The organism is Mesorhizobium sp. M7A.F.Ca.US.007.01.2.1 (assembly GCF_003998165.1).
Lineage (GTDB): Bacteria > Pseudomonadota > Alphaproteobacteria > Rhizobiales > Rhizobiaceae > Mesorhizobium > Mesorhizobium ciceri.
Genome location: NZ_RZQP01000197.1, coordinates 1 through 11,874 on the forward strand (window position 1 = coordinate 1; position 11,874 = coordinate 11,874).

The following is an 11,874-nucleotide window of genomic DNA, read 5'->3' on the forward strand; positions in this document are numbered from 1 at the left end:
CATCGGGATCATGTCGAGCCCGGCGCCATGACGGATTGCCGCCCGCAGCAGCTTTGCGCCGTCGAAAAGCTGTGGGGGCAGCGGCGCGCGCACGATGACGATGTCGGCATTTTTCGCCTCGGCGGCCAGCGTGGCCGGATCGATGGCGGAGGCGACGACGAGCTCGCCGGCGCCGGAGAGCATAGCCGAGGCGCGCGGGTGCAGAGGGTGCGTCGTGAGGATACGAGCCATGTCGGTCAGGCTTTTTCGAGCGCAGGGCTTTGCGGCTCCTCGCCATGGCCCTCGATCAGGCCCTTCCAGTAGCTCTCAGCGCCCTGCAGATGGGCGCTCATCAGCGCCTGGGCGAGATTGCCGTCGCGGCGCAGCAGCGCCTCATAGATCTGGATATGCTCGGCATGCGAGCGCACGTTGCGCTCGGGGTCGTTGAAATAGATCGGCAGGCGCTGCTCGCCCATCATGTAGTAGACGCTGCAGACATTGTGGAAGACGCTGTTCTTGGTGGCGCGCACGATTTCGAGGTGGAATTCGCGGTCTTCCCTGGCAAGCCCTTCGCCGGCGGCGATGCGCTCTTCCGAAGCCTTCAGGATTTCGCGCAGCCGCTCGAAATTCTCCTCTGTGGCACGCGAACAGGCAAGTTCGGCCGCCTTGATCTCATGGATCTTGCGCAGTTCGACCGTCTCGTAGATCTGGATCGGGTCGAGCGGCAGGCCCGCGCGGGCAAAGAGCGCCATGGCCTCCACACTGGCCTGCTTGGTGTCGATGTAGATGCCGGACTTGGCCCGGCGCTCAACGATGCGCATGGCCTCCAGGATGGCCAGCGCCTCGCGGATCTGACCGCGGCTGACGGCGAAATGCTCCGCCAGTTCGCGCTCCGATGGCGTTCGGCCGCTCTCCTTGTCCGAATGGGAGAACAGGTAGGCAGCGAGTTCCGCGAGAAGGTTCTTTTCTTTCATCGTCAACCGCGTTGCGCGTGCGCCTCCAGGAACCGCTCCGAAATGGTGAATCCCAGACCCGGTTTTTCCGGGATCGCTATCATACCGTCCCTGGCTTCGACAGTCTCTTCGACCAGATCATGGATCATCGGGTTGGCGCCGAGCGAATATTCGACGGTGAAACTCGACGGCGAGGCGGCGCAGACATGCAAGCCTGCGAAAAAACAGGGCGCGCCGGCCCACAAATGCGGCGCAAAGCGCAGATTGAAGGCGCTGGCGATGGTGCCGATCTTCATCGCCTCGCTGATGCCGCCGCAGAAGGCGGGATCGGGCTGGAAGATGTCGGCGGCTTTGAGCACGGCAAGGTCGCGGAAGGCGTAGCGGGTCGCCTCGCTTTCGCCTGTGGCGATCGGAACGGCGCCACTTGCCCGCACTTCGGCCATGCCCGGCTTATCGTCGGCGATGATAGGTTCCTCGAACCAGGCGAGGTCCAAATCGTTGACAAGGTGGATGAAGCGCTTGGCTTCAGCCACCGTGTAGGTGCCGTGCGCGTCGACCATCAGTTCGACATCGGGGCCGAGCGCCTGCCGTGCGGCGCGCACGCGGGTGGCGGAAATGTGTGCCGCGCCGTCCATGGCGCCAACCCGCATCTTCAGTGCCTTGAAACCGCCCTTGGCGATATAGGATTTCAACTGCTCGCCGATGGCGTCGGCGGCCGCCCAGCCGCCGGACGCGTAAGCCGGCATGCGATCGAGCTTGCGGCCGCCGAGCAGCCGCCAGACAGGAACGCCAAGCGATTTGCCAAGAATGTCCCACAGCGCGATGTCGACGGCGCTGATCGCGGCGATGCTCATGCCGCGCCGCGCCAGCTGCGGCATGGCGTGGCCGCCGCGTGCGGCGCTGTCGTGGCGCACGCCATTGTAGAGCATCTCCCAGATGATGCCGATGTCGGCCGGATCGCGGCCGACCAGCTGCGGCCCGACTTCATGGTTCAGCATGTGGACGAGTGCACCGTAGCTGCCGGCACTGCCGGCGGCGTTCTTGCCTTCGCCCCAGCCGACCAGCCCGTCATCGGTCTCGATGCGCAGGATGGCGGCGTCGAAGGTCGTCACCTGACCGAAGTCGCTGCGGTGCTGCCGAGCGGCTTCGATCGGAACGCGGATCCACCAGGCTTGGACGGACTTGATACGCATATTCTTCCCCAGCCCTGCGCCGGTCAGGGCGGAAGGGCGAATTTCCCTGAGGTAGTCGACTACTTGATCAGCGGCAGCAACGTTTCGGCGTTGATGCGCATCTGGTCGGTGTAGAATTTCTCGGTGAGCACGCTGGAGCCGTGGTCCTGGATGAACTTCAGCTGTTCGGGCGAGATATCGACCGGATTGCGCTCGACCATGTCGGGATAGGGGGCCGCCGGCGTCCGGTCGACGGGCGCGACGAACTCGTTGGTCAGCGCGCCGTCGTAGCCGATCTCGCGCAAGGTGGCGACGATCTTCGGCCAGTCGATCTGGCCGAGACCGGCGGCGAAGCGGTTGTTGTCGGCGACATGGAAGTCGAACAGGCGCTTTCCGGCCTGCCGGATCGCGTCATAGACGTTAAATTCTTCCATATGGAGGTGGTAGGCGTCGAGGCAGACACCGCATTCGGGGCTGACCGCGTCGGCCAAAGCCAGCGCCTGGGCGCCGCGATTGAACAGATAGGTCTCGAAGCGGTTGAGCGGTTCAACAGCGATCTTGACGCCGACCTTCTTGGCGTGGGTGAAGCATTCGCGGGTGGCGTCGACGACCCACTTCCATTCCTCTTCCTCGGTGCCGTCAGGCACGACCTTGCCGACGGTCGCGGGAACCAGCGTGATGATCTCGCCATCGAGTTCGCCGACCATGGTCAGCACGTCCTTGACATACTGAACGGAACGCTCGCGCTGGCCCTGGTTCCTGGCGGCAAGGTTGCGCTCGCCCAGCATCAGGGTCACCGCGCCCCAGCAACGAATGCCATGCTCCTTCAGCAGCGCCCGGGTCTCCCTGGTCTTGTACTGCTCGGGTTCGCCGGAAATCTCGATCGACTCATAGCCGAATTTCTTGATGCGCTTGAGCGTCGTTTCCAAAGGTTCCGCGCGCATCCAGTTGTGCGTCGAAAGATGCATGGTCTGTCCTTCCCAACTCGTCTCTATGGTTCGCCTGCGACATGCATCGCCAAAAGGCGACACAAAGCTTCCTCCCCAAGGCGTTCCCAGCCTTTTCTCGCAAACTGGTTCGACCAATTGGGCCTGAAGCGAGGTCTACAGCAAATTATCCGGATCGGCAAGAAGCGCCGGGACGCAACTTTCGCTGTGGAGTATTTCCTTGATTATATTGAGATATATATGCCTGCGCCGGGTGGTTTTGGGGTCATGATGGCGCATTGCAAGGCTTGACCAAAATTCCACATTTGGTAATACCAGAATGGTGGTGCGTGCAAGCGCCCGTTGAGAAAAGACCAAAGTGGCTGGCCCTGTTTCCAATCGGCGCTATGCTCGGTCGCGAGAGAAATGAGGGAGGATGCCGATGCCGACGACAATGAAGGGCCCGGGGCTGTTTCTGGCGCAGTTCGCGGGCGACGCCGCGCCGTTCAACTCACTGGCGTCGATCACCAAATGGGCGGCCGGTCTCGGCTACAAGGGCGTGCAGATCCCGACCTGGGACGCGCGGCTGTTCGATCTCAAGAAGGCGGCCTCTTCCAAGGCCTATTGCGACGAGGTGAAAGGCATTTGCGCCGACGCCGGCGTCGAGATCACGGAATTGTCGACGCATCTGCAGGGGCAATTGGTGGCGGTGCATCCTGCCTATGACGCGCAGATGGATGGCTTTGCGCCGCCATCGGTGCACAACAATCCCGCAGCCCGGCAGAAGTGGGCTGTCGAGCAGATGAAGTTCGGCGCCAAAGCATCGCGTAATCTAGGCCTGAATGCTTCAGTGTCGTTTACCGGCTCGCTGGCTTTCCCTTACCTCTATCCGTTCCCGCAGCGGCCGGCTGGACTCATTGAGGAAGCGTTTGGCGAGCTCGGCAAACGCTGGAAGCCGATTCTCGACGTGTACGAGGACAACGGCGTCGATGTCGGCTATGAAATTCACCCGTCTGAAGACGTTTTCGACGGCGCCACTTTCGAGATGTTCCTCGACGCGGTCGGCGGCCACAAGCGCTGCAACATCAATTACGATCCGTCGCATTTCCTGCTGCAGCAGCTCGACTATCTCGAATTCATCGACATCTATCATGAGCGCATCAAGGCGTTCCACGTCAAGGACGCCGAGTTCAACCCGACCGGCCGGCAAGGCGTCTATTCCGGCTATCAGAGCTGGACCAACCGCGCCGGGCGCTTCCGTTCGCTGGGCGATGGACAGGTGGATTTCGGCGGCATCTTCTCCAAGCTGACGCAGTACAATTATGATTCCTGGGCGGTGCTGGAGTGGGAGTGCTGCCTGAAGCATCCGGAGGATGGTGCGGCCGAAGGCGCGCCTTTCATCGAGCACCACATCATCCGGGTGACGGAAAAGGCATTCGACGACTTCGCCGCTGGCACCACCGACAAGAAGTTGCTGCGCGCCATGATGGGAATCTAGCTCGATTTTCCCTCCCCTTCGCGGGGAGGGTGGCCCAAAGGCCGGGTGGGTCGGTTCACACCGCGCTCTGCCTCAACGACCCCACCCGATCCGCTGCGCGGATCGACCTCCCCTCGAGGGGGGCAAGCAACAGCGAGGAGCAAGATATGGTCGGCGCATCGAAGTCGGAAACGGGAGGCGGCCCGATCCGCTACGGCATGGTCGGCGGCGGGCAAGGCGCCTTCATCGGCGCGGTGCATCGGATCGCGGCGCGGCTGGACAACGAGTTCGTGCTGGTTGCCGGCGCTTTGTCAGCCGACCCGGCCCGTGCCAAGGCCTCGGCGGCCGAACTGGGGCTCGACCCCTCACGCAGCTACGCATCCTATGCCGAGATGGCCAAGGCCGAGGCGAAGCGCCCCGACGGCATCGAAGCGGTGGCCATCGTCACGCCCAACAATGTGCATGTGCCAGCGGCAAAAGCTTTCCTCGAGGCCGGCATCCACGTCATCTGCGACAAGCCGCTGGCGACGACGCTGGCCGAAGCGAAAAAGCTCGCGGCGATAGTCGAGAAGACCGGCAAGGTGTTCGTGCTGACGCACAACTACACCGCCTATCCGATGGTGCGGCAAGCACGCGAAATGGTCGCCAAGGGCGTGCTCGGCGACATCCGCATCGTGCAGTCCGAATATCCGCAGGACTGGCTGACCGAGGATTTGGCGGCGACAGGCCAGAAGCAGGCGGCGTGGCGCTCCGACCCCAAGCAGGCAGGTGCCGGCGGTGCGCTGGGCGATATCGGCACGCATGCCTACAACCTCGCCCGCTTCGTCTCGGGGCTGGAACTGGACTCCCTGTCGGCCGATCTCGACGCCTTCGTGCCGGGACGGCTACTGGATGACAACGTCAACGTCATGCTGCGCTTCAAGCCTACCGGCAAGACGCACCCGGCCAAGGGCATGATCTGGGCAAGCCAGGTGGCGCCCGGCCATGAGAACGGGCTGAAGCTGCGCATCTATGGCTCGAAGGGTGGGCTGGAATGGGTGCAGGCCGACCCGAACTATCTCTGGTACACCCCATTCGGCCAGCCAAAGCAATTGATTACCCGCAATGGCGCCGGCGCGCTGCCGGTGGCGGGCCGTGTCAGCCGCGTGCCGTCAGGCCATCCGGAAGGCTATCTCGAAGGCTTCGCCAACATCTACCAGGAGGCCGCACGCGCCATCCGGGCGGCACGCCGCAAGGGTGGCAAGCCGCCCAAGGACGTCGTCTTCCCGACCATCCAGGACGGCGTAGAAGGCATGGCCTTCATCGAGGCCTGCGTGAAATCGTCGAAGAAGAACGGGGCGTGGACGAAGCTCTAGTCCAAGGGGCGCTGAGATTCAGGTGAGGCCGGCCTGCAAACGGCCGTTTCCTGCGCTTCCGGTGCTCACGTACCCAAAAGTACGCTCCGCTCCGGTTCTCGGAACCAGCCGTTTTCGGCTTGGCCTGACCTGAATCTCAACACCCCGGCGATCCGAGGAATCTAAGGGGAGGGGGCGTCGATGAAAATCGGCATGTGCATGTTCTTGTGGACGACGGCGGTGTCGAAGAAACACGAGCCGTTGCTGCGCGACATCAAGGCGACCGGTTTCGATGGCGTCGAGATACCGATCTTCGCCGGCACGCCGGACGATTATAAAAAGCTCGGCGATCTGCTCGACCGCATCGGGCTGGAGCGGACTGCTGTTTCGGCCATGGGCGATCCGGCGATGAATTTGATCGCGGCCGACGCGGCAACCCGCAAAGCCGGTGTCGACTACATGAAATGGGCGATCGACTGCGCGCAGGCGCTTGGCGCCAGCACGCTGAGCGGCCCTCTGCATTCGACGCTCGGGTCCTTTTCCGGCTCTGGGCCGACGGCCGCGGAGAAGAAGCGCTCCGTCGGCTCGCAGCGCGCCATCGGCGACCATGCCGGCAAGAGGAATGTCACCATCGGGCTCGAGGCGCTGAACCGCTTCGAATGCTATCTCGTCAACACGATGGCGGACCTGTCGGAGCATATCGACGCCATCGACCGGCCGCACATCAAGGCGATGTACGACACCTTCCACGCCAATATCGAGGAGGCCGACCCGATCGGCGCCTACACGAAACACCGCCGGAATGTCGTGCATATCCATATTTCGGAGAATGATCGCGGCGTGCCGGGGCGCGGCAACATTCCCTGGACCGAAACGTTTTCCGCCATCCGCAAGAGCGGCTATGACGATTGGCTGACGATCGAGGCGTTCGGCCGCTCACTCAAGGATTTGGCGGCGGCGACCAAGGTGTGGCGGGATTTTTCAGAGACCCCGGAAGCGGTCTATCGGGAGGGGTATAGGCATATCAAGAGCGGGTGGAAGAAGGCGGCTTAGGCGTCCTGGCCCATTTTCTATTTGCGTTCGCGGCGGTTGCCAGGTGGTTCCCCCACTCCGTCTCGGCTTCGCCGAGCCACCTCTCCCCCCTCCGGAGGGAGAGGAAGGAAGCCTCGGCCTGGGAGGACACTCGGCCTAAGAGGACAGGCGTCGGCTCGGACAGCCTGGCGCTTTCCTCTACCCCGTCGATCGGGGGAGAGGTGTCGAGCGAAGCTCGACGGAGTGGGGGTCGATCCTTTGGCGCCGGTCGAGACGACTTGCGCGTCTGCATCACAAGCCTACCCCTGCTCAGCCTGGATCCTGTTGTAGTCGTGGATCGTCTGGCTCAGCCGGCGGCGCAGGAAGTTGGAGATGTTGTCGAAGATGAAGACGACGAGCAGGATCAGCAGCACCATGTAGAAGACGTTGGCCCAGTTGGAGTTGGTGCGCATCGCTTCCCACAGTTTCAGGCCGATGCCGCCGGCGCCGACAGCGCCGATGATGGTGGCGCCGCGGGTGTTGGATTCCCACTGATAGAGCGTCTGGCTGATGAACACCGGCACCACTTCCGGCAGCACGCCGTAGCGCTGCACCAGGAGGCCGTTGGCTCCGGTCGAGGTAATCCCCTCGCGCGGCTTGTCGTCGATGTTCTCCAGCGCCTCGGAATAGGTTTTGCCGAGCGTGCCGACCTCTGTGAAGAAGATCGCCGCACTGCCAGCCAGCGGTCCCGGCCCGAAGGCGCGGGTGAAGAACAGCGCCCAGATCAGCATGTCGATGGAGCGCATGAAATCGAAGAAGCGCTTGAGCACCTGGTTGACCAGCCGGCTGGGCGTGATGTTGCGGGCGGCGAAGAAGGCCAGCGGGAAGGCGACGATGCCGCCCAGCATGGTGCCGAGAAAGGCCATGACGATGGTCTGCAGCAGCTTGGTCCAGACATCGCCATGCTGCCACTGGGCGTTGTTCCAGATGTTGTCGCCGGCCAGCGCCAGATTTGACGTGCCCGGTTTCAGTTCCGGCCCGGAGACGATCAGCGAAGCGACTTCGCTTGCCGACTTGCCGAAGAAAGGCGAACGCGTGTCGAAGACGAAGTTTGCCCAGCCTAGAAACCGCTTGCGTATCCTGACGCGGTCAACGGCGACGCGGGCCTCGCCGGCAAAGCCCATGTCGGCGACGACCTCATCCTCATGCGCGGTGATCCAGCCGGGAACCGGTCCCGAGATCAGCGGCTTGCCGGTGCCGAGTGCGACCGCAACGGTCTCACCGTTGGCAATTATCGTCGCTTGCGTCTTGGTGAAGGTAATCGACTTGGCGGTGCCGTCGATCAGGATCGTCACCGAACCATCGGCATTGGTCTTGACCCAGTCCGGATCCGGGTTCGGGCCGAGCACCGAGAAGCGTGGATATTTGGCAGTGATCTGCGGTTCATCGAGGCGGAAGATCGGCTGCACGTCGTAGCTGATCCATTGGGTCAGGAACAGCGGCAGGCGCTCCCAGTGCGATTCTCGCATGACCTGCGGCAGGTTGAAGAACCACAAGGCGTACAGCAGGTAGAGAAAGATGCCGCCAAGCAGCATCAGCGGCCCGAAGCGCTTGTGGAACGGCCGCTGGAACACCTGCGGGAAGCGCTCTTCGATCGACTGGATCTGATCGGCGGTCATGGTGGCCATGGTCAAGCGCTCATCACGAAAGCCTGCTCGCCGACCAGCTTGCGGCGCAGCCAGGCGGAGAACTGGTCGACGATGAAGATCGTCGTGAACAGGAGCAGCACGAGGGCTATCGTCTTGGCGCCGAAGCCGCGCGAGATCGACAGCTTCAACTCCTCGCCGATACCGCCGCCGCCGACCGCGCCCATGATGGTGGAAATGCGGACATTTATCTCAACACGCAGCAGCGTGTAGGACATGAAGTTGGGCAGCACCTGCGGCAGGCCGGCGAAGCGCACCCGCTCGAACCAGTTGGCGCCGACGGCCCTCAGGCCTTCCTCGGCGCGCATGTCGATGTTCTCGTTGATCTCGTAGAACAGCTTGCCCAGCGCGCCGATCGAATGCAGGCCGATGGCGATGATGGCGGCGATCGGGCCGATCGAGACGATGGCGGCGAACAGGCCGGCGATGACGATCTCGGGAAAGGCGCGCAGCAGTTCCATGAGGCGCTTGACGATCAGCCGCAGCACCGGATGCGGCGTCAAATTGCGCGCCGCGATGAAGGAGAACGGCACGGCGAAGACGAAGCCGATGAAGGTCGAGACCAGGGCCACGTTGAGCGTGGTCAGCATCAGCTCGAAATATTCGGGGATGTAGAAGCTGCCCCAGACATAGGAGCGGCCAAGCGGAAAATTGAATTCCTGGGTACCGGTGTCATGCGGGGAAGCGATGTCGAACATCGCCCGCCAGACATCGTTCCAGTCCTTGGGGACGAGCCAGCTCAGGAAATCCAGCAAATGCGGCAACCGGTCGAAGAAATGCCCGGCATTGGCCTCGTCGGCGAACCACATGGTGCTGCCGAGCGCAGTGATGAGCAGGCCGACACCGATGGCGGTGTAGAGCCGGCGCAAGGACGTCTGGCGACGCCAGGCGTCGGCCATCTGATGAGTGGCGCCGGAAGGGGCTGTCACGGAAAGGGTCATGATCGGACATGCAAGAAGGGCGGCGTTTTCTCGACGCCGCCCTTCCTGATTTCGCCGTTAGCCGCCGATGGCTGCCTTACGGGCTTCGACGATGACGTTGTAGAAGTCCGCCTTAACCGGGACGTAGCCGGTAAAGTCGCCGCCCTCGACGCCTTCGAAGCAAGCCTTGTCCTTCTTCGGCAACTGCGTGAAGAAGTCGGCGAGCTTGGCGGTCATTTCGTCGCCGAGCGCGGTGCGCACCACCAGCGGGCCGTTCGGGATCAGACCCGAGCGCCAGACTTCGACGAAGTCGTTGGGGTCGACGGCGCCCTTGGCGACTTCCTTGTGGAAGGTGCCGGAGGTGTAGCCGTCCTTGAAGTCGCCGATGCCGGAAGAATCGTCCACCGCCACGTCGACCTTGCCGTCACGTACGGCCAGGACGTTGTTCTCGTGGCCGCCGTTGAACTGGGTCGAGGCGAAGAAGGTTTCGTTCGAAGCGCCGGTGTCCTTCGGGATCTGGGTCAGCGGGATCAGGTAGCCGGAGGTAGAATCCGGATCGGCGTAGCCGAGCTTCTTGCCCTTGGCCGACTTGATGTCGGTGATGCCGGAGGATTTCAGCGCCAGGCCGATCGAATAATAGCCGGTGGCGCCGTCGGTCTGCTGGGTGGTGAGGATCGGGGTGACCGCCTTCGGGTCCTTGAGAGCGACGCTGGCGTAGCCGGAAGCGCCGAGTTCGGCGAAGTCGAGCGTGCCGCCGAGCAGGCCCTGGATGACGCCGTCATAGTCGGCGGCGGGGAACAGCGAGACCTTTTCGAAGCCGAATTCGGTCTTCAAATGGTCGGCGAGGCACTGGTAGTTGCGCAGCCGGTCGGTTTCGTTTTCGCCGCCGAGAATGCCGACGCGAAATTCCTTCATGTCGGCGGCATGGGCCATGCTGGTCGCCATGGCGAGCACCGAAACGGCGCCAAAGACCATCTTCCTGAACATTGGATATTTCTCCTGTAGGTTCCGGCCCCGCGCCGGCAGCGTTATCGATTTTGACAGGTGCCCTTGACGTGGGCTGGCGATCCCAACCGCTCTCAATATCCCGGGAATGCGGGCTCGAGCGGTCCGGCGGATGCGGCGATCTTTCGGCTGAAGGCAACGCTGGTCGAGGTGATGGCCTCGGAGATTTCCTGGCCATTGCTGTCGGCGCCGTAGACGAGGCGCACCGCCTCGCGGTTGAGCTCTTCCGGCGGGCCGTCGAAGACGACCTTGCCGGCAGCCATGCCGATGATGCGGTTGCAGTAGGTGCGGGCGGTGTCCAGCGTGTGCAGATTGGTGACGACGGTGATGCCTTCGCGCAGATTGATGTCCTGCAGCGAATCCATCACCACCTTGGCGTTGAGCGGGTCGAGCGAGGCGATCGGCTCGTCGGCGAGGATCACTCTGGGCTGCTGCATCATGGCACGAGCGATGGCGACGCGCTGCTGCTGGCCGCCCGACAAGGTGCCGGCGGGCTGCAGCGCGGTGCGGGCGATGTCGAGCCGCTCGAGTGCCGCGACCGCCTCGGCGCATTCGGCGCGCGAGAACATGCCGAACAGGTTGGTGATGGTCGAACGGTGGTTCAGCTTGCCGAGCAGCACATTGGTCAGCACGTCGAGGCGCGGCACCAGGTTGAACTGCTGGAAGATCATGGCGCAGTCACGCTGCCAGCGCCGCAGCGGCGAACCGCTCAGCTTCGAGACCTCGGCGCCGTCAAAAAAAATCGACCCCTGGCTGGGATCGATGAGACGGTTGATCATGCGAAGAAGGGTCGATTTGCCGGCGCCCGAACGGCCGATGACGCCAACCATCTGACCCTGCGGGATCGCGATGTTGATGTCGCTGACGGCAGTGTTCTTGCCAAATCGTCGGGTGACACCGCGGATTTCGAGCGTGGCGGAATTTGCTGGCATGGCGGCAGGTTCCAGTCCGGACCATTGATCGTCAGGCATTCGCCTAGCGCAGCCACATGAACCTGCCGTGTCGCGTTGATGTCAGTTTTGTTACGCTCCACAGGCCGGAGTCTGCGGCCGGCCCAGGATCAGCAGTCGAAGGTGATGTGGAATGCAGGCCTGGCGAGCTGGCGCCGGTGGCCAGACGGCACCACTTGATGCGCATATACTCGCCCGTCGCGCGCCGGCGATGGCGAGGCCGTCCTTCAGGCGTTCCAGACAAGGGCCGTCATGGCGTCGATGCCGGTGTCGAGAGGCACGTCATGCGGATAGCAGGGGCGGGGGCGGTTTGCCCCCGCTGCCCAGCGTCAGTGACAGCCCGTTCCTGGCGTCGCTATCCGCCATATTTCTCCAAGAACGCCTCGGCCTCGAGCTCCCGGAAGTCATCCAACGCGGCACGCAGCCTTGCATGGTCCCAGT

10 protein-coding genes and 2 pseudogenes are annotated in these 11,874 nt (G+C 63.1%); 3 read left to right on the top strand and 9 right to left on the bottom strand.

Going from position 1 to position 11,874, the window contains the following annotated elements; all coding sequences use genetic code 11:
* From EN949_RS26775 to EN949_RS26790, 4 genes and pseudogenes are all read right to left on the bottom strand, one after another.
* Nucleotides 1–231 (bottom strand): annotated as a pseudogene (locus tag EN949_RS26775) (dehydrogenase); the annotation flags it as partial.
* Between the two features lie 5 nt (nucleotides 232–236).
* Nucleotides 237–953: a FadR/GntR family transcriptional regulator gene (locus EN949_RS26780; RefSeq protein ID WP_013529506.1), complete on the bottom strand. Its 717-nt coding sequence runs from the start codon at nucleotides 951–953 to the stop codon at nucleotides 237–239.
* 2 nt (nucleotides 954–955) lie between these two features.
* The gene (locus EN949_RS26785; RefSeq protein WP_013529507.1) at nucleotides 956–2,125 is read right to left on the bottom strand and encodes a mandelate racemase/muconate lactonizing enzyme family protein; all 1,170 of its coding nucleotides are present in this window, start codon (nucleotides 2,123–2,125) and stop codon (nucleotides 956–958) included.
* A 59-nt stretch (nucleotides 2,126–2,184) separates the two neighbouring features.
* Entirely contained in the window at nucleotides 2,185–3,072 is an 888-nt protein-coding gene (locus tag EN949_RS26790; RefSeq protein WP_127366249.1) for a sugar phosphate isomerase/epimerase, read from the bottom strand.
* Nucleotides 3,073–3,472: 400 nt separating this feature from the next.
* Between EN949_RS26790 and EN949_RS26795 the strand changes: the two genes are divergently transcribed.
* The 3 genes from EN949_RS26795 to EN949_RS26805 all read left to right on the top strand — a co-directional run bounded on the left by EN949_RS26795 (nucleotide 3,473) and on the right by EN949_RS26805 (nucleotide 6,894).
* Nucleotides 3,473–4,528, top strand: coding sequence for a sugar phosphate isomerase/epimerase (locus EN949_RS26795; RefSeq protein ID WP_013529509.1), 1,056 nt, complete (start codon nucleotides 3,473–3,475; stop codon nucleotides 4,526–4,528).
* A 146-nt stretch (nucleotides 4,529–4,674) separates the two neighbouring features.
* Nucleotides 4,675–5,862, top strand: a complete 1,188-nt coding sequence (locus tag EN949_RS26800; RefSeq protein WP_127366248.1) for a Gfo/Idh/MocA family oxidoreductase — start codon at nucleotides 4,675–4,677, stop codon at nucleotides 5,860–5,862.
* Nucleotides 5,863–6,042: 180 nt separating this feature from the next.
* Complete coding sequence (locus EN949_RS26805) at nucleotides 6,043–6,894, top strand: sugar phosphate isomerase/epimerase (protein WP_127366247.1); 852 nt, start codon at nucleotides 6,043–6,045, stop codon at nucleotides 6,892–6,894.
* A 278-nt stretch (nucleotides 6,895–7,172) separates the two neighbouring features.
* On the opposite strand, the gene phnE (EN949_RS26815) is transcribed toward EN949_RS26805, so the two are convergent.
* From phnE (EN949_RS26815) to EN949_RS36720, 5 genes and pseudogenes are all read right to left on the bottom strand, one after another.
* Nucleotides 7,173–8,540 (bottom strand): phosphonate ABC transporter, permease protein PhnE, encoded by a 1,368-nt coding sequence (phnE, locus tag EN949_RS26815; protein WP_127366245.1) that lies wholly within the window; start codon nucleotides 8,538–8,540, stop codon nucleotides 7,173–7,175.
* A 2-nt stretch (nucleotides 8,541–8,542) separates the two neighbouring features.
* Nucleotides 8,543–9,499 carry a phosphonate ABC transporter, permease protein PhnE gene (gene phnE / locus EN949_RS26820; protein ID WP_024504428.1) on the bottom strand — a complete coding sequence of 319 codons (957 nt, stop codon included), beginning with the start codon at nucleotides 9,497–9,499 and terminating at the stop codon, nucleotides 8,543–8,545.
* A 57-nt stretch (nucleotides 9,500–9,556) separates the two neighbouring features.
* On the bottom strand, nucleotides 9,557–10,465 hold the full coding sequence (phnD, locus tag EN949_RS26825) for a phosphonate ABC transporter substrate-binding protein (RefSeq protein WP_127370917.1): 909 nt from the start codon (nucleotides 10,463–10,465) through the stop codon (nucleotides 9,557–9,559).
* 92 nt (nucleotides 10,466–10,557) lie between these two features.
* Nucleotides 10,558–11,415 carry a phosphonate ABC transporter ATP-binding protein gene (phnC, locus tag EN949_RS26830; protein ID WP_027161293.1) on the bottom strand — a complete coding sequence of 286 codons (858 nt, stop codon included), beginning with the start codon at nucleotides 11,413–11,415 and terminating at the stop codon, nucleotides 10,558–10,560.
* A 373-nt stretch (nucleotides 11,416–11,788) separates the two neighbouring features.
* Nucleotides 11,789–11,874: pseudogene (locus EN949_RS36720) on the bottom strand (acetyltransferase); the annotation flags it as partial.